This is a genomic window from Erythrobacter longus (genome assembly GCF_000715015.1).
Taxonomy (GTDB): domain Bacteria; phylum Pseudomonadota; class Alphaproteobacteria; order Sphingomonadales; family Sphingomonadaceae; genus Erythrobacter; species Erythrobacter longus.
In genome coordinates, this window is record NZ_JMIW01000005.1 from 76,714 (window position 1) to 93,340 (window position 16,627).

The 16,627-nt window shown below is 56.9% G+C and carries 19 protein-coding genes; 11 read left to right on the forward strand and 8 right to left on the reverse strand.

The genetic code is table 11. The features are described from left to right. Window positions 1-151: 151 nt before the first annotated feature. Together EH31_RS11500 and thiS are read right to left on the reverse strand one after the other, a co-directional pair. On the reverse strand, window positions 152-682 hold the full coding sequence (locus EH31_RS11500; RefSeq protein ID WP_034960567.1) for a hypothetical protein: 531 nt from the start codon (window positions 680-682) through the stop codon (window positions 152-154). 98 nt (window positions 683-780) lie between these two features. Next, window positions 781-1,764, reverse strand: coding sequence for a sulfur carrier protein ThiS (gene thiS, locus EH31_RS11505; RefSeq protein ID WP_081853381.1), 984 nt, complete (start codon window positions 1,762-1,764; stop codon window positions 781-783). Between the two features lie 118 nt (window positions 1,765-1,882). Between thiS and EH31_RS11510 the strand changes: the two genes are divergently transcribed. The 4 genes from EH31_RS11510 to rpsI all read left to right on the forward strand — a co-directional run bounded on the left by EH31_RS11510 (window position 1,883) and on the right by rpsI (window position 4,456). Continuing rightward, the gene (locus EH31_RS11510) at window positions 1,883-2,950 is read left to right on the forward strand and encodes a COX15/CtaA family protein (protein WP_034960568.1); all 1,068 of its coding nucleotides are present in this window, start codon (window positions 1,883-1,885) and stop codon (window positions 2,948-2,950) included. Continuing rightward, window positions 2,947-3,273, forward strand: coding sequence for a divalent-cation tolerance protein CutA (gene cutA, locus EH31_RS11515; RefSeq protein ID WP_034960569.1), 327 nt, complete (start codon window positions 2,947-2,949; stop codon window positions 3,271-3,273). Before EH31_RS11510 ends, cutA begins: the two co-directional genes overlap by 4 nt. A gap of 185 nt (window positions 3,274-3,458) precedes the next feature. Next, the gene (gene rplM, locus EH31_RS11520; protein WP_034960570.1) at window positions 3,459-3,938 is read left to right on the forward strand and encodes a 50S ribosomal protein L13; all 480 of its coding nucleotides are present in this window, start codon (window positions 3,459-3,461) and stop codon (window positions 3,936-3,938) included. Beyond that, a complete protein-coding gene (rpsI, locus tag EH31_RS11525; protein ID WP_034960572.1) occupies window positions 3,938-4,456 on the forward strand; it encodes a 30S ribosomal protein S9 in 519 nt (172 codons plus the stop codon). Before rplM ends, rpsI begins: the two co-directional genes overlap by 1 nt. Before the next feature lie 92 nt (window positions 4,457-4,548). Here rpsI and EH31_RS11530 read toward each other — a convergent pair whose 3' ends face one another. Next, window positions 4,549-4,746, reverse strand: a complete 198-nt coding sequence (locus EH31_RS11530) for a hypothetical protein (protein WP_034960573.1) — start codon at window positions 4,744-4,746, stop codon at window positions 4,549-4,551. 131 nt (window positions 4,747-4,877) lie between these two features. Beyond that, entirely contained in the window at window positions 4,878-5,621 is a 744-nt protein-coding gene (locus EH31_RS11535) for a metallophosphoesterase family protein (protein WP_034960574.1), read from the reverse strand. A 333-nt stretch (window positions 5,622-5,954) separates the two neighbouring features. Between EH31_RS11535 and EH31_RS11540 the strand changes: the two genes are divergently transcribed. Beyond that, window positions 5,955-6,272 (forward strand): UrcA family protein, encoded by a 318-nt coding sequence (locus EH31_RS11540; protein ID WP_051699210.1) that lies wholly within the window; start codon window positions 5,955-5,957, stop codon window positions 6,270-6,272. 227 nt (window positions 6,273-6,499) lie between these two features. On the opposite strand, the gene EH31_RS11545 is transcribed toward EH31_RS11540, so the two are convergent. The 3 genes from EH31_RS11545 to fumC all read right to left on the reverse strand — a co-directional run bounded on the left by EH31_RS11545 (window position 6,500) and on the right by fumC (window position 10,189). After that, the gene (locus tag EH31_RS11545) at window positions 6,500-7,273 is read right to left on the reverse strand and encodes a LytR/AlgR family response regulator transcription factor (RefSeq protein ID WP_034960575.1); all 774 of its coding nucleotides are present in this window, start codon (window positions 7,271-7,273) and stop codon (window positions 6,500-6,502) included. Window positions 7,274-7,291: 18 nt separating this feature from the next. Beyond that, complete coding sequence (locus EH31_RS11550; protein WP_034960576.1) at window positions 7,292-8,551, reverse strand: sensor histidine kinase; 1,260 nt, start codon at window positions 8,549-8,551, stop codon at window positions 7,292-7,294. A gap of 162 nt (window positions 8,552-8,713) precedes the next feature. Then, window positions 8,714-10,189 (reverse strand): class II fumarate hydratase, encoded by a 1,476-nt coding sequence (gene fumC, locus EH31_RS11555; protein ID WP_241765910.1) that lies wholly within the window; start codon window positions 10,187-10,189, stop codon window positions 8,714-8,716. 186 nt (window positions 10,190-10,375) lie between these two features. Here fumC and EH31_RS11560 point away from each other — a divergent pair, with 186 nt between their 5' ends. The 4 genes from EH31_RS11560 (at window position 10,376) to EH31_RS11575 (ending at window position 15,319) form a co-directional block, all read left to right on the forward strand. Beyond that, a complete protein-coding gene (locus tag EH31_RS11560; RefSeq protein ID WP_034960577.1) occupies window positions 10,376-10,990 on the forward strand; it encodes a protein-L-isoaspartate O-methyltransferase family protein in 615 nt (204 codons plus the stop codon). After that, complete coding sequence (locus EH31_RS11565; protein WP_034960578.1) at window positions 10,975-12,477, forward strand: TolC family outer membrane protein; 1,503 nt, start codon at window positions 10,975-10,977, stop codon at window positions 12,475-12,477. The genes EH31_RS11560 and EH31_RS11565 overlap by 16 nt, the downstream gene beginning before the upstream one ends. Before the next feature lie 41 nt (window positions 12,478-12,518). Continuing rightward, the gene (locus EH31_RS11570; RefSeq protein WP_034960580.1) at window positions 12,519-13,007 is read left to right on the forward strand and encodes a DUF2497 domain-containing protein; all 489 of its coding nucleotides are present in this window, start codon (window positions 12,519-12,521) and stop codon (window positions 13,005-13,007) included. Between the two features lie 266 nt (window positions 13,008-13,273). Continuing rightward, window positions 13,274-15,319 carry a dipeptidyl-peptidase 5 gene (locus EH31_RS11575; protein ID WP_034960703.1) on the forward strand — a complete coding sequence of 682 codons (2,046 nt, stop codon included), beginning with the start codon at window positions 13,274-13,276 and terminating at the stop codon, window positions 15,317-15,319. Here EH31_RS11575 and EH31_RS11580 read toward each other — a convergent pair. Beyond that, on the reverse strand, window positions 15,316-15,630 hold the full coding sequence (locus EH31_RS11580; RefSeq protein WP_034960581.1) for a hypothetical protein: 315 nt from the start codon (window positions 15,628-15,630) through the stop codon (window positions 15,316-15,318). The two genes, EH31_RS11575 and EH31_RS11580, sit on opposite strands and share 4 nt — an antisense overlap. 134 nt (window positions 15,631-15,764) lie before the next feature. On the opposite strand from EH31_RS11580, the gene EH31_RS11585 reads away from it, so the two are divergent. After that, window positions 15,765-16,196, forward strand: a complete 432-nt coding sequence (locus EH31_RS11585; protein ID WP_034960704.1) for a CBS domain-containing protein — start codon at window positions 15,765-15,767, stop codon at window positions 16,194-16,196. Window positions 16,197-16,245: 49 nt separating this feature from the next. After that, window positions 16,246-16,575 carry an iron-sulfur cluster insertion protein ErpA gene (erpA, locus tag EH31_RS11590; protein ID WP_034960582.1) on the forward strand — a complete coding sequence of 110 codons (330 nt, stop codon included), beginning with the start codon at window positions 16,246-16,248 and terminating at the stop codon, window positions 16,573-16,575. The last annotated feature ends 52 nt before the right edge of the window (window positions 16,576-16,627 follow it).

The window sequence follows — 16,627 nt, forward strand, 5'->3', positions numbered from 1 at the left end:
TTAACCTCCTTTCCGGAGGCTTGAGCCGTTTGGAGTGCAGAGATAATTGCTCTCTCACCACGAGCAAAAAGATCAATACATTTGCCTCGCCAAGCCTCTATTTCAGCGCGCGCAATTTGGTGCGCGCTCAAGGGCTTCAGGTCAGACGCATTCACGCCGCTTCCACATCCTCGACATATTCGGGAAGGAAGCTTGGCTGACGCTCTGACCATGCGGGTGCTGTGGCGGCGGCTTCGCTCAAGCTTTGCAACAGAACTTTGCGGTGGTCTGGCCGGATAAGCGGTAATGCTGCGGCAGCGCAGAATACGCTTGGCAGATAGGGGCGCACTTGGGCACCCAAGAGGCGCTCATAAAGGAAGCGGAAGGCGGAGAAGCTTTCGATCCGTTCCTGGCCAAGGTCAAAGGCAGCGATGCGGATGCATTTGCCGACAAAGCACTCAATCTCGCCAATGCCGCCTTCTTGCGGGACTAACCCACGCAAGGACCGCAAGTCCTGATAGGCGACATATTGCCGGCGGATTGCGACATTCTCGTCCTCTGTGCGGCCCCACAGGCGAAAAGCATCACAGCGCGAAAGCCCGATATCGAGGCTGCGCTTGATGTAGCGCTGCTCGGCGGGGGTGAACCCTGCAAATTCGCGCATTTCGCCAATGGTCAAGGTCGAGGTGCTGGCAAGTGTCATTCATCGTCTCCTGACTTCAGAAAACGGATGTGACAGCCTATGGTTAATACGTAGTAACCAAGGCGGAGGATTTACAATTCGGTCAGCATATCGGCAAGCTAGATCAGACCGGCAAGCGGGCTGGACGGATCCGCATATTTGCGCCTTCCCATGCGGCCAGCAAGATAAGCCTCGCGTCCGCCTTCGACGGCCAGCTTCATCGCGCGGGCCATGCGGATGGGGTCTTTCGCCTCGGCAATGGCGGTGTTCATTAAGATGCCGTCGCAGCCAAGCTCCATACCCACCGCTGCATCGGACGCTGTACCAACGCCTGCGTCCACAAGGACGGGCACTGACGCGCCTTCTACGATCAGGCGGATGGTCACCTGGTTTTGAATACCAAGGCCAGAACCAATCGGCGCGCCCAAGGGCATGATCGCGACCGCGCCTGCGTCTTCCAATTGCTTGGCCGCGATGGGGTCGTCGACACAGTAGACCATCGGCTTGAACCCCTCTTTGGCGAGCACTTCGGTCGCCTCAAGCGTCTCTTTCATATTGGGATAAAGCGTGCGCGCTTCGCCCAGCACTTCGAGCTTTACAAGGTCCCAGCCCCCTGCTTCCCGCGCCAGCCGCAGCGTGCGGATTGCATCATCAGCGTTAAAGCACCCGGCGGTGTTGGGAAGATAGGTGACTTTCTTGGGGTCAATGAAGTCAGTGAGCATGGGCGCTTTGGGGTCGGTGACATTGACCCGGCGCACGGCCACGGTCACGATTTCCGCACCGCTTGCCTCAACAGCCGCGGCGTTCTGCTCAAAGTCCTTATATTTGCCGGTGCCCACGATCAGGCGCGAGGTAAAGGTGTGGCCAGCAACGGTCCAAGTATCGGCCTGATGGTCGCCCCCACCCACAAAGTGGACGATCTCGAGCGTGTCACCTTCAGCCAATGGGGCATCTTCCAAGGTCGAACGCGGGACGATCTCCCGATTGCGCTCAACCGCCACTTTTGCAGGCTCCAGTTCAAGCTCGCGCACAAGCGCGGCGATAGTGGTGGCAGAAGTCTGGCGCGGTTCGCCGTTCAGCGTGATGGAAATAGTGTCGCTCATGGCCCTTCAAATAGAGCCCTCGCACAGCGGCGCAAGCCTCGCTTGCACAAGACGTAACGCTGCGTTTCCGCAAACGCACTTGCTTGCGCGCGGGTTCAGGCACATTTAGTGCGCAATTATGGCTACCACCGCTCCTCATACCGCCTTTCAACCGGCCCCCAGTGCGCTTGCACGGCCGCTTGCGCTTGCCCGCTGGCTTGAGGCTGTGGCTGGCCTTGTCGTGCTGATCGTCCTTGTTGGCGGCATTACCCGCCTGACCGAAAGCGGCCTTTCGATCACCCACTGGAGCGTTGTGACCGGTATCCTGCCCCCGCTAAACGATGCGGCCTGGTTGGCCGAGTATGAGCTCTATAAGCAAACGGGCGAATTCAAGTTTGAAAGCGGCCCTGCGGGTATGGACCTTGCGAAGTTCAAGTTCATCTATTTCTGGGAATGGTTTCACCGCATCCTTGGCCGTGTAATCGGGCTTGCCTTCTTGCTGCCGATGGTCTGGTTCTGGGTGAAGAAGACCATTCCCAAAGGCTACAAGCCGCGCCTTCTTGCGATGTTTGCCCTCATCTGCGGTCAGGGTGCGCTTGGCTGGTATATGGTGAACTCGGGCGTTGGCACGGACCTGACCGATGTGAGCCACTTTCGCCTCTCAGCGCATCTGCTCACTGCTCTGTTCCTGCTCGGCGGGCTTGTTTGGACCGCGCGGGACCTGCGCAATTTGCCGAGCAATCCCGATGCTCTACCAGCAAAGCTCACAACCCCTTCCGCCATTGTAGCGGGCGTATTGTTTATCCAGCTGCTGCTTGGCGCATGGGTGGCAGGGCTCAATGCTGGCCATGCCGCCTATGACTGGCCGCTGATGAACGGGCGGCTGGTCCCAGAGGTGAGCTTTGAGGGCGGGTTCTTTGCGACACTCACCAATGACCCCTTCCTCTTGCATTTCCTCCACCGCTGGTGGGCATGGATCGCTGTCGCAGCGCTGATCTATCTCGCGCGGCGAGTGCGGAAAACGGACCGCGCCGCTTCAATAGCAGTTCACAGCGCGTTCGGCTTTATGGTCATCCTTGGGATTGCGACGGTCATGAGCGGGGTTGAGCTTTGGATTGCAGCGGCTCACCAATTAACCGGTGCCTTGCTCGTCGCGAGCACCGCCTGGGCAATGCATTCTGATGGCAAGGTCAAGCTCAGCGCATGAGCGGTGACCCGCAAGCAGCGCTCGTCTGGTGCCCCTTCCCCGATGCCAAGACCGCCCGGGCAATTGCGGGCACATTACTCGAAGAAAAACGCATCGCCTGCGCCAACATCCTGCCCGGCGTAGAGTCAGTCTTTACTTGGAATGGCGAAGTGTCGAGCGAGACTGAGACAGCGGTCCTGTTCAAGACGACGGCCGGTCAACTGCGCGCCCTGACCAAGCGTCTGGAGGAGCTACACCCCTATGAGACGCCGGCGATTATGGGGTGGTTGGTTGATGCAACACCTCCCAAGACGCTGGAGTGGTTGAATCAGAGCCTCAAATAGCCTCAATCGCGCGAGAGGTATTATTTTACCACCCCCGAAACCCCCGGATTTGCTTGACTTGAAGCCCCTAAAGCGACAAATGCGCCCCACTTCGATGGACAGGCAACGCTGTCTATCGGCTGTGATTCGCAAGCAGCGAACCACAACCAGTTTCGAGAAACCCTTGATTTAAGGACGCATCAGCCATGAAGGCTCTCAGCAAACAGACCGCGTCGGTGAAACCGGCAGAGGTCGAAAAGAAATGGCATATCATCGATGCCGACGGCCTTGTGGTCGGTCGCCTTGCATCGATCGTCGCCAATATTCTGCGCGGTAAGCACAAGCCAAGCTACACCCCCCATGTCGATTGTGGCGATCACGTGATCATCATCAACGCGGGCAAGGTGAAGTTCACCGGCAAGAAAAACACCGACAAAATCTATTACAAGCACACCGGTCACCCCGGCGGCATCAAGCAAACCACCCCTGAGAAGGTTCTGGGCGGTCGTTTTCCTGAGCGTGTGCTTGAAAAAGCGATCGAGCGTATGATCCCGCGTGGTCCATTGGGCCGCGATCAGATGCGCGCTTTGCACCTCTATAACGGCACCGAGCACCCACACGACGGGCAGAAGCCCGAAGTGCTCGACGTTGCTTCGATGAACCGTAAGAACAAGGTTTCTGCATAATGGCTGACGAAAACAACACCGTCTCCGATCTCGCTGATCTTAAAGACATCGCTGCGGATGCACCGGCTGCGGATGCGGCGGAAATCGCCCAAAACCCAGCTACGCCTCTGCGCGAGCAAGAACTCGACGCACAAGGCCGCGCCTATGCAACTGGTCGCCGTAAAGACGCAACTGCACGCGTCTGGCTCAAGCCTGGCACCGGCAAGATTACTGTGAACGGCAAGGATCAGGAAGTGTATTTTGCACGTCCAACGCTTCGCCTCATCATCAACCAGCCTTTCGGCATCACCGATCGCACTGGCCAGTATGACATCGTCGCAACCGTTAAGGGCGGCGGCCTTTCGGGTCAGGCTGGCGCGGTGAAGCACGGTATCAGCCAAGCTCTTACCAAGTACGAGCCTGAGCTGCGCAGCACGGTGAAAGCCGCTGGCTTCCTCACCCGTGACAGCCGTGTGGTTGAGCGTAAGAAATACGGCCGCGCGAAAGCCCGTCGTAGCTTCCAGTTCAGCAAGCGCTGATATTTGGGGGCGGCCACACCGCCCTTCTCAAGATACGAAAAGGGGCAGCTTCCACGAGGAGGCTGCCCCTTTCTTTTGCGCTTCGCGAACAGTCAGCGCTGAAGCAGCATAATCCCCCAGCCAAAGCCACTCCCGCAAAGGAAGACTGGCCATGACCAGAAAAAGCGAAACCCATCAAAGGTAATCGCATAAATGGCCAATGCGCCGCCGCTTGTCCCTTGCGATCCAATTACGAGCGCAATGCAGAGCGTCAAAAGAGAGCTCAATCCCATCGCTTTCAATAGGTCCATCGAACACACTCCAACTGTTGTTACCCGCACCTTCGCGTGCGAATCCCGTGCACACACAATATCAGCGCAGGGTCGTTAAATGCGAACCTCTAAGAAAGGTTAAATTTCGCGGCGTCGAGGTAAACGTCAAGTTACTGAAAACCTCTTAGTTCGACCTGTATCGGTTCGCCGCGCACGCAGGTCAGCACATTGTAGGACGGTGGAAAACCTCCACGAAGCCGGGTCGAAAGGGTGCCAGCCCCAATAACATGGGTGCTCCAACCCGAACCTGCGCGGATTTCGGAGAAGGGTTTGTGAATATGCCCGGTCAAGACCGCATCCATGCCGCCTGACGCGAGGGTCGCGATCACTTCATCCCCGCGGATTGTATCATTGGGCCCGCCTGCGACCGGCCCATGCAACGGATGGTGCGCGGTCACGATAATGTGCCGAGGGTCATCATTATAGCGCGCCAGATCCTCACAAGTGCGTGCCTCAGATGCCTCGGTTATGTGTCCATCAGACCACGGCCACCGGTTTTGTGATCGCACTGTGGTCTTAAGCGGGATCAGCACCACATCGTCAGTTTCAAAGCGCTCTATTGCCACGGCTTTGCGCAAGGCATTGTACCGGTCATATGGCCGCTTGAAGCGCTCCCAAAGGTTATAATAAGGCATGTCATGATTGCCCGGATCAATCCAGACAGGCACATCAAACTGGCGAAACCAGTCCGCTGCCGCTCTATACTGGGACCGGGTGGCACGCTGCGTCAGATCCCCTGTGCAAACAAGCGCATCGGGCCGCTCATCATGCACGGCCAAAGCGACTGTCTCGAGGGCAGCCCGGTTCTCGACCCCGAAATGGACGTCGCTGATATGGAAAAGGCGTGTTGTCATGCCGCTAAGCCCCAAGCGCTTTCACAGCGCCCTTGCAAGCAGAAAAGATGGCGAAAAAGTTGGCCAAAAGGATGATCGATAAGCCCACATCATGTGTGACAATATGGCGAAACCCCTCGTCCTTTGAAATAGGCTGTTCGTCAGCACGCTTAAGCACTCGGTCATTTCCCACGCCCTCAATCGACGACTACAAGTGGTTTCGTCGAGCATGAAATGACGCGGGCGAAGGCTTTGGGTAACCCTTAATCACAGCACAAAAGGCGGCATCGCCAAATTCTGGCCCGGTTCGGCCCCCTTCGAACCCAGCCTTTAGTGCTTTGATGGAGAGTAGTTATGAAAACCCGTAATTTTGCCACAATGGCAACCGCCACCCTCGCTCTTGCAATGACGGCCAGCCCTGCTTTTGCAGGTAGCGCCGAGGTCCACACCAAGATGGTTGATTATGCCGATTTGAACCTTGCTTCCCCAGCAGGCCAGAAGCGGCTTGAGCAACGCATTGAAGCGGCCGCGCGCAGTGTGTGCAGCGTCCATGAAAACCGTATCGGTACGCGCCTTCGCTCCCCTGAGCTTGACGCCTGCCTCGCAAACGCCCGCGCCGGCGCCAAAAAGCAGGTAGCAACCATCATGTCTGACCAACGGCGCGGCGGCTAACTCACGCGTTCACTCCTGCGCCCCTTATCTTACCCCGATATAGGAGCGCAAACACTGCGGCCCGAACCCTACTCAGTCCCGGGGTTCGGGCTGCTTCTTTTAGCTTTGCACAGCGCCGCTTTGTCGCTGCGCACCGAGCGCTTTCGGGAGCGCTTTCCAGGACGCGTATGGGCCCACTTGCAGGCCTTTTCAGCCCGACTGAACTCCTTCGACAATCAGCGTGGCGCTTAACGCCCCGCCATGGCTTTCACTTTGGAAAGATAGGTCCGCCCGATCCTTAAAGCCTCACCATTTTGCAGCTCTGCTGACCACACACCGAGCCCATCATGCCGCAGGCCCCGAATGTTATCGCGGCGCAAGATGGTCGAACGGTGGATGCGAATAAACTGCTCTGGGTCCAACCTGTCTTCAAGACCCGCAATGGTTTGAAGCAAAAGATAAGAGCGCCCCGTTTCAGCGCTCGTCACCGGATCACCGACATGAAGGCGGACATAGTCGCGCTCTGCATCAATCTGATGCACTTCGCTCACCGCAATGCGTAACAGTTCAGAGCGGTGCGGGACCCACAGCTCTTCGAGCCATTTGCTGGCAGGGGCTTTGCGCTCGCCCTTTCGGGCCACAGCGCGTTCAATCGCTCGGTCGAGGCGCTCCGATGAAACGGGTTTTAGAACATAATCAATCGCTTCAAGATCAAAGGCTTCGACTGCAAAATGATCATGGGCGGTCACAAAGATCACCGCTGGCGGATTGCTGTCTTCGGCAAACTTTCGCGCGACACCAAGGCCATCAAGTTCTGGCATAGTCATGTCGAGCAGCACGAGATCAGGCTCAAGCTTTTCGGCAAGCCGCAGCGCTGCTGCCCCGTCGCTCGCCGTGCCCACGACATTTATCGCAGAAAGTTCGGCGCAGATCACCTGGATCCGCTCCACGGCCAAAGGCTCATCATCCACAATCAAAGTGCGCAGTTTGATTTGAGCGTCTTCGCTTTCAGCTTTGGCCAAGAATCACCTCTTATCTAACTAGTCTCGGGGTTTGAAATCTCTGGGTTTAGAGAGCGGGATTCGAATTTCCGTTCTGTATCCGCCTGGAACCGGGGTGGAGGTAAAGGCAATATCGGAACCAAAGCGCGCTTCGAGCCGGTCGCTTACATTGGCAAGGCCAATACCAAAGCCATGCGGCGCGCCTTCTGGTATGCCGGGGCCATCATCGCTGATCGTGATGACCAGCCGGTCAAATTCCTCATGCGCAGCCACGGTCACGGTCACCGGCCGCGTCACAGCAGAGACAGCATATTTGACCGAGTTTTCAACCAGCGGCTGAAGGATCATGCCGGGGACCCGCGCCTCTTCAAGGCTCTCAGGAAGGTTGAACACAGGTTTCAACCTTTCGGGAAACCTCACCGCTTCGATGTCGAGATAAAGCTTTTGGAGGTCGAATTCGTCTTTGAGTGTCACATCGCTGGTCGGCTCATCAGCCAGACTGTGGCGATAGAACCGGCTCATCGTCTGGATCATGCGCTCGGCCTGTTCTGCTTTGCCGGTCATCACCAAAGCGGACAGGGAATTGAGCGTGTTAAAGAGAAAATGCGGGTTCACCTGATAGCGCAAGGACCTGAGCTCCGCCGCTTTTGCTGCGGAGCGAAATTGTTGTTCACGCCGTTCAGCCACGCGCGCCTTTGTACCCGCAAGCAGCGCAAAATAGGTCGATGACCACGCAAGCAAAAGGAAATATCGACCAAGCGCAATTTCCAGAACCGAACGCCACGTGCTCCCGGCCTGTTCAGCCTCTACGATGATAAGGCTCTCAGATTGTTCAAAGGTGCTGGACCCGTCTGGTCCTGGCGCTGGAACGGTCACACCTTCGGGAAGGTCAAAAATCAGATTGCCTTCACCATCGAAGCGAAACCCGCGCTCTTCGGCGAATTTGGCCTGCAACTCGGTCTGTATGTCTTCGAAAACGAAGTGGTTGATTTGGCCAATCGCGCCCGCAACGGGGATAGCAAACAGGCTCGCGGCGAAGATTTTGATCCATAGAGAAAACCGGTCGACGAGGCGCAAAAGCGCCCACAAAACGAAAGTGAGCCCAATCGCTGCGAGGGTTACGAGAAACCTGCGCGCAGCCATCTCCACCTGCATGTCCAATTCAAAGACATAGGTACGAAGGGTAATAAGGAGGAAATACGCCCCCCAAAGCAATACGGCCGACAGCAATACCGTGCGAAACGGTACGCTTGCCGAGCCCTTTTTGACGGGCGTTTCGGGAGTGCGGCTTAAATCCATACTGAAAGGCCGAGATAGCGCTTTACAAGCCAAAGCGCCAACCGGTCGTCGGCGCAAAAGCTCTTTTCGTCGATTGGGATCGACCCTGAACGAGCCCAGTCTTCAACAAGGCCAGTCTTCAACAAGTCCAGTCTTCATCCAGCCCGGCCTTGCACATTGGCGTCAAGCGCGCGGCTTGATCATATCGGCTGGCACCACCCACTGCGCAAACTGTTCTTCGGTAAGAAGGCCAAGCTCAAGCGCGGCTTCTTTCAACGTCGTTCCATCGCCATGCGCTTTCTTCGCGATTTTTGCGGCGTTGTCGTAGCCGATGTGCGGGTTCAGTGCTGTGACAAGCATCAGGCTTTCATTCATCAGCTGGTCGATGCGGGCGGTGTTCGCCTCAATCCCGACAACGCAGTTGTCGGCAAAGCTGCGTGAGGCATCCGACAGAAGGCGCACGGATTGCAGGACATTGTAGATCATCACCGGCTTGAAGACGTTGAGCTCAAGGTGCCCGTGAGAGCCTGCAACGCTGACGGTGGTGGCATTGCCCATAACCTGCGCGCACACCATAGTCAGCGCCTCGCACTGCGTTGGATTGACCTTGCCCGGCATGATCGAGGAGCCCGGCTCATTGGCAGGTAGCGCAATTTCACCCAGACCCGAACGCGGGCCAGAACCAAGCAGGCGGATATCGTTGGCAACCTTCATCAAGCTAACGGCGGTGGAGTTCAGCGCGCCTGCCAGTTCGACCAAGGCATCATGCGCGGCGAGTGCTTCAAACTTGTTGGGAGCCGTTACGAACGCATGGCCGGTGATGTTCGCCACTTGCGCTGCAAATTTCTCTGCAAAGCCTGCTTTGGAATTGATGCCGGTCCCCACAGCCGTACCGCCCTGCGCAAGTTCAAGCACGCGGGGGAGCGCGTTTTCAATCCGCGCAATCGAATATTCAACCTGCTTGGCATAGCCCGAAAACTCCTGACCCAGGGTCAGAGGCGTTGCGTCTTGCAAGTGAGTGCGGCCAATCTTCACAATGTCCGCGTATTCTTTCGCCTTGGCATCCAATGCGCCGTGAAGGTGCCCAAGCGCAGGGATAAGCTGCTCAATCGTCTCACAGCCAGCAGCAATGTGCATTGCGGTTGGGAAGGTGTCGTTTGAGCTTTGCCCCATGTTGCAATGATCGTTGGGGTGAACCGGCTCCTTACCACCATGAACGCCGGTCAGGATCTGATTCGCGCGGCTCGCGATGACTTCGTTCGCGTTCATATTGGACTGTGTGCCCGAACCCGTCTGCCAAACACTCAAAGGAAACTGATCGGCAAGCGTGCCATCAATCACTTCGCCCGCTGCTGCGACAATGGCATTGCCGATCTCTTCAGAAAGCACGCCCAATTCCATATTGGCCTTCGCGCTTGATTGCTTTTGAATACCCAGCGCCTTTACCAGCGGAGCGGGCATCGTCTCTGTACCAATCGCAAAATTATACAGGCTGCGCTGTGACTGCGCGCCCCAGTGAGCATCGATGGGAACGGCCACTTCGCCAAGAGAATCCGTTTCGATCCGCACATCGCCGGTCGCACCGAAGATCGCACCATCGTTGTGCACTTGACGCGAATCTTTTCCATCAGCGCCACCTGTTTGCTTCATGTCACTCATCGAAACTCTCCATTCTTCGGTCGAACCGGGATTCCTGTGTTACTTTGTGCCCCATATGACGCCTGACGGTGACAGGTCAAAGGGAAGCTCACGCAAGTTTACCTAATGGCTTGGAAGTCTTGGCTCCGAGAGCTAAGTAGGGTTGACGAGCTGTGTTATGAGCATAATACAGCGCTTGGAAAAAATATGAGCGATACCACCATGTCAGTGACCAAGAGCGCCAATAGCGAAACCGCGCGTAAAGCCATGATCGACAGCCAGCTTCGCACCAGCGGCGTGAACGAGGAATTTGTCCTTGGCCGTATGAACTCTGTCCCGCGCGAAGCATTTTTGCCAGAGGACAAGGCCAGCCTTGCCTATATCGACCGCTCGGTATCCATTGGGCCCGATGCACATCTTGCCTCGCCATTGTTTTACGGAAAACTCTTGCTTGAAGCAGCGCCCATGCCCTCTGACCGCGTGCTTATCGTTGAGGGCGGCACCGGCTACCTCGCTGAGCTTGTGCGCCCGCTTGTGGCAGATGTGACCGTTGTGGCTGCCAAGGATGCGGCCGAGGGTTCTGCGATCAAAGGCACCTATTCCATGATCCTGATCGACGGTGCGATTGAGGCGCTGACCCAAGGTTTAAGCGATGCTCTCGAGGAAGAGGGCACAATTGTCTCCGGCTTGCTCTTGCGCGGCGTCACCCGCCTTGCATCTGGCCGCAAGGTCGTTGGCCACCTCTCGCTTGAGCCTGTCGCTGACATCGGAATTCCGCTGCTCCACGCCTTTGACCAGCCCAGAGAATGGACCTTTTCGTGACAATCAAACCTTGCTCCTATCGGGCTTTTAAGCTTGCCTCCTGCACAAGCGTTGCTGCCCTTTTGATGGGGGCAAGCGTCGCTCAGGCGGACACTTTGCGCGATGCGCTGGTTTCGGTTTACAACACCAATCCAACCCTAGAAGGCGCACGCGCCACGCAGCGTGCTGAGGACGAGAACGTCCCGATCCAGCGTGCGCCGGGCTTACCGAGTGTGAACGTAACAGCCACTCATATCGAGTTTATCCAGCAGTCTGCGAACGCCTTTACCGCACCAGAGCGTAACCTGGGCGTCAATGCACAGCTTCAAGTGCCGATCTATTCGGGCGGCGCTGTGCGCAACGGTATTCGCGCTGCAGAAGAGCGGGTTGCAGCAGGTCAAGCGACTTTGCGCGCCACGGAAAGCTCCGTTTTCAGCCAAGCCGTTGCCGCCTACATGGATGTGCTTCGTACACAGGCGCTGGCACAGCTTGCGGCCAATCAGGCCGAAGTGCTCGAAGTGACGTTTCAATCGACAAGCGACCGGTTTGAAATTGGCGACCTTACCCGCACCGATGTGGCACAGGCAGGCTCTCGCCTTGCGGTCGCTCAAGGGGACCTGCGGACCGCCTACGCCAATCTCGTGACCGCGCGTGAGACATATATTCAGCTGGTGGGCCGTGCGCCCGACAACCTCGAAGCGCCGCCCCCTCTTCCAGGTCTTCCTGAAACAGTCGGCTTGGCAGTCGTAACAGCGCTTGAAAACAACCCTGATGTGATCGCTGCCAAGGAGCGCGCAGTGGCAGCAGGGTATGACACCGAAGTTGCCGGCGCAGGACGCCTCCCGACAATCGGCCTGTTTGCCAATGGCGATTACAGTGATTTCTTCGGCACGCTGGGCGGGCCCGTTGCCGCAGAGTTCGCACAGAGTGAGAAGACAGCCAACGCCGGAGTGCGGCTCACCATTCCGATTTTCCAAGGTGGTCTGACCGCCGCGCGCCAACGTCAGGCGGGCGCGCGCGAAAGTGCGGCTTTGGAGCAAGTCATTGCCACTGAGCGCAGCGTCATCCAACAGACCCGCTCGGCCTATGCAAGCTGGCAAGCGTCCAACGCCGTGATTGAAAGCTCCATAGCCGCCGTCGAAGCCGCTGAAGTCAGTCTCGAAGGCGTGCGCGCAGAAAATTCCATCGGCAATCGTACGATTATCGATGTTCTCAACGCTGAGCAGGAATTGCTCCTTGCGCGCGCCAACCTCGTGACGGCAAGGCGCAATGCCTATGTCGCAGGCTTCACCTTGCTTGCCGCCATGGGCCGCGCAGAAGCACGCGATCTCAACCTTGATACTGGCGGGCCGCTCTACGATCCTCAGGTCAATTACGAACGCGTGCGAGGCAAGCTTTGGGATTGGGATCGCGATCCTGAACCCGAACCAAAATCGACGAGAACCGTTGACATTGAGGCCGCTGAGGCTTTCATAGGCCCCGTATTGGAACCTCGCGAAACGCCTTAAACCGCGATTCGTAATGGTTAATGTGGAATTGGGGAATTTCCTTGAGCAAGAACGGCGAACCTTCGGTCGAAGAGATATTGGAATCGATCAAGAACGTAATGGAGCGCGACAGTCGCGCATCCGCTGCTGATGCCAAACGCCGCAACCGCACCGAGGGTAATGATCTCGCCGCCAGCCGTTCAAACGAGGAAGCGGGCAAGGCATCTGAGGATGAAATCCTCGATCTGAGTGAGCTTGAACTCTCAAATGTGGTCGACTTTGAAGCAAATGATGATGACAGCGCAGAGTACGCACCGTTGATCGGCGAACAGACACGCGGCGCTATGCAGGAAAACCTCGCGGCGCTCGCAATGCTCGCCGAACCCGGTGCAAAACCGCAAATCGTGCGGTCAGGTGAGACCTCTCTTGAGGGGCTTGCGCGTGAATTGATGCGCCCGATGCTTGCAGAATGGCTCGACAAGAATCTGCCTGGTATGGTTGAGAAAATGGTGCAGGCCGAAATCGCCCGCATCGCTGGAAAGCGCAGCTAAAAACCCAATAACTCTGGTTTCGCTGGAAACCTTCTGGTGTTGGGGTTAGCGTTGGCAACATGGGACTTATCAAATCATCGCGCCTTCTTTTGGCCGCTCCGCTGTTTGTGACCTCGTTCTCGTTTGGTGGGCCGCTGGCCGCCGACAATATGGCCGCCGATAATCACGTCACAAACGGTCGCCCAAATGAAACCGCGCCAAATGAAACCGCCCCAAATGAAACCGCCCCAAATGAAACCGCCATTGCGGGCGTTAGCAAACCGCCGATGACCGCGCGCGACCTTATCACCATGCCGCGCTTGGGGTCGCCAACGGTGACATCAGATGGCCGATATACGGTCTATTCGGTCACTTATACCGATCCGCAGACACTAGAGCGCGCGCCAAAGCATTATCTGCTTGATCTTTCCGTGTCCGGAAGCTCTCCAGTAGAGTTTGAATTGGGTCTCTCGGGCCATTCTTTGAGTTTTGGGCCTGACAACTTCCTCTATTTTCTGACTTCGAAGCATACCGATGAAGGAGCAGAGCCCCGCTCGCGGCTTTGGCGGGTGGCGCTTGAGAGTGCGAACGGTTCGTCGGTAAATGTGACCGGCCCCATGCCCGTTGCTGATATTGCCACAACTGACATTGCTGGCTTCAAAATCGCACCAAGCGGCGACAAAATCGCACTTTGGGCCGAGATTGGCCGCGATTGCCCGCGGTTTGGCTGTGTCATAGAAGATAATGCCACTGGCTCTGGCCGCCTTTACCAAGGGGGCGGGGGGTTTTACCGCCACTGGGACCATTGGGTGGAACCCGGCCTTCTTAGCCGCGTCTTCGTTTTCGGCCTCGAAGACGGCGGAGTTATCGGCGACGGAGTGCCGGTCGATGGCGGCATGGGTATCGGCAACACACCGACAAAGCCGTTTGGCGGGGAAGAAGACATTGCTTGGGCCCCGGATGGATCAGGTCTTTATTTCGTCGCTCGCCGATCGGATGCAAAAGAGCCGACCTCGACCGATCTCGACATTTACTGGTCCGACTTGTCGGGCGGTACACCGACCAAGCTGACCAAGTCCAACGAAGCGCACGATTCAAGTCCGGCCCCGTCGCCCGATGGCAAATACCTTGCTTATTTGGCGATGGCGCGTCCCGGATACGAATCGGATCGCATGGTCGTGCATCTTCGCAATTTGGAAAGCGGCGAAACCCGCGCGCTGATCCCCAATCGTGACCTCTCTTTTGGCAGCCTTACCTGGACCCACGACGGCAAAGCGCTTCTGGCAACGGCGACAGATATGCTCGATGTGCCTGCGTACCGGATTGATCCGACAAATGGCTCCGTCGAAGAGCTCAACCTGATCGCCGGAAACGAAGCGCATATTGGCGCGCTTACATCGCTTCCTGGAGACAGGCTGCTATTCACCCGCGATTCGATCGGCACTGCAAAAGAGCTGTTTCTAGCCAAAGGCCGCGCCAAGGCCATGCCGCTTACCGACGTGGTCACCACTCGCACTGGGGCGATGGCCTCAACTGTGACCACACGTTTTAGTTTCAAGGGAGCGGGAGACGATACCGTCTGGGGGCAGATCACGCGGCTTGAGGAACAAGAAGGCCCGATCCCAGCAATCCTTTACATCCACGGCGGCCCGCAAGGCTCCTTTATCGATGGCTGGTCCTCGCGCTGGAACCCGCGTGTTCTGGCAAGCCAGGGCTATGCGGTCATCTCGGTCGATTTCCACGGCTCTTCTGGATACGGGCAGGATTTCACGGACTCCATCAATCGTGACTGGGGCGGTAAACCATTGGAGGATTTGCAAAAAGGGCTGGAAGCTGCACTCGAGCTAGACAGCCAGATCGATGGGACTCGCGCCTGCGCTATGGGGGCAAGCTATGGCGGTTATATGGTGAACTGGATCGCGGGCAATTGGCCTGACCGGTTCAACTGTCTTGTTCAGCACGACGGCCTTTTTGATATGCGCAGCTTCTACTATTCGACAGAAGAATTGTGGTTCCCGCGCTGGGACTTTGGCGGTTCTTATGGTGAGAACCGGGAAGTTTATGAAAAGTGGAACCCGGTCAACCACGTCGACAAATGGCAAACACCGATGCTTGTGATTACTGGCGAAAAGGACTTCCGCGTACCTTATACCCAAGGCTTGCAAAGCTTCACCGCCTTGCAAGAACGCGGTGTCCCCTCCCAATTGCTCGTGTTCCCGGACGAAAACCACTGGGTTTTGGGCGCTGCCAATTCTTTGCAATGGCACGACACGGTGTTTGCGTGGCTTGATCGCTGGTTAAAGCAGCCCGAGAACAGCTCAGAAGAGGACTAATTCTCGTCCTTCTTGGACCAAAGTTCATCAGGATCAGGCAGGCGATTGTCGACCGATGCATCGTGACCCGTTCCATTGGAAAGAAACGCCAAGCCCATCAAAGCCCCGCCAAGCAACATCGTGAAACTGATACCCAAGGCAACCGCGATGTAAAAATGGACCGAAATGGCGCCATTATACGCGTACAAAAGGCCCACCGCGATCAAGACTGTCGCAACCGTGACCGAAAGCAGGATCCGCATGATTTGACGATACCGCGCCCATGCGTGGGCTGCGTTTGCGGGATCATCGAGGGGGGACTTATTGACCATGGGGGCTCCATGCGGTGGGCGAGGGGACATTGCAATGGTCAAGGTACGAACGGTTCTCGATTTAGGTTTTAACTGCGCGGACTCGCAATTTGGCGCAATTGGTGGCATTTTCTTTCCCGGAAGAGGAGTTGGCCATGACAATTGGAAAAATTATCCGCGATCGGAATGCATCGGACATCATCTCTTGTGACGTGAGCACTCCGGTCAAGGAAGTCATTGGTATGCTTGCTGGAAAGCGGATCGGAGCCCTGCCGGTTTTGCGCGATGGCAAGGTTGCCGGGATCGTTTCGGAACGCGACATAATCTACCGACTCGCAAAAGAGGGACCAAGCTGTCTTAACGGCCCGGTCGAGGCGATTATGACATCACCCGCGATAACGATTGAGCCTTCAACAAGGATCGACGATGCCTTGGCGCTGATGACGAAACGCCGGTTCCGCCATTTTCCCGTGGTTGAAGGCGAGGCTCTGGTCGCATTCGTCTCCATTGGTGACCTGGTGAAAGACAAGATCGACGAGGTTGAACATGAAGCGGCGGCACTGCGCGATTACATTCAGACGGTTTAGGCGGAACGCTCCCCTTGAGGATTCTATCCGCCGGACCTAAATGGTACTCATGGCACAAACCCTGACCCTTACCCCTGCGGCGGCAAAACGCATTGCGCTGATCGCGCAAAAACAGACGAAGCCTGCCATCTTGCGGCTTTCGGTCGAAGGGGGCGGGTGCTCCGGCTTTCAATACAAGTTTGACCTCGCCGAAGGTGCGGATGGCGACGATTGTGTGAGCGAAACGGATGGGGTGAAGCTCGTAGTGGACCCGGTCAGCCTTGATCTTGTCGGCGGAAGCGTTGTCGATTTTGTCGAATCGCTGGGCGGGGCGGCCTTCCGCGTCGAAAACCCTAACGCAGCGGCCGGTTGCGGTTGTGGTTCAAGTTTCGGGATTTAATCGCTCTGACAGCAAACACTCATGATGGACGAAGGCCCTTCGATCCTTCATG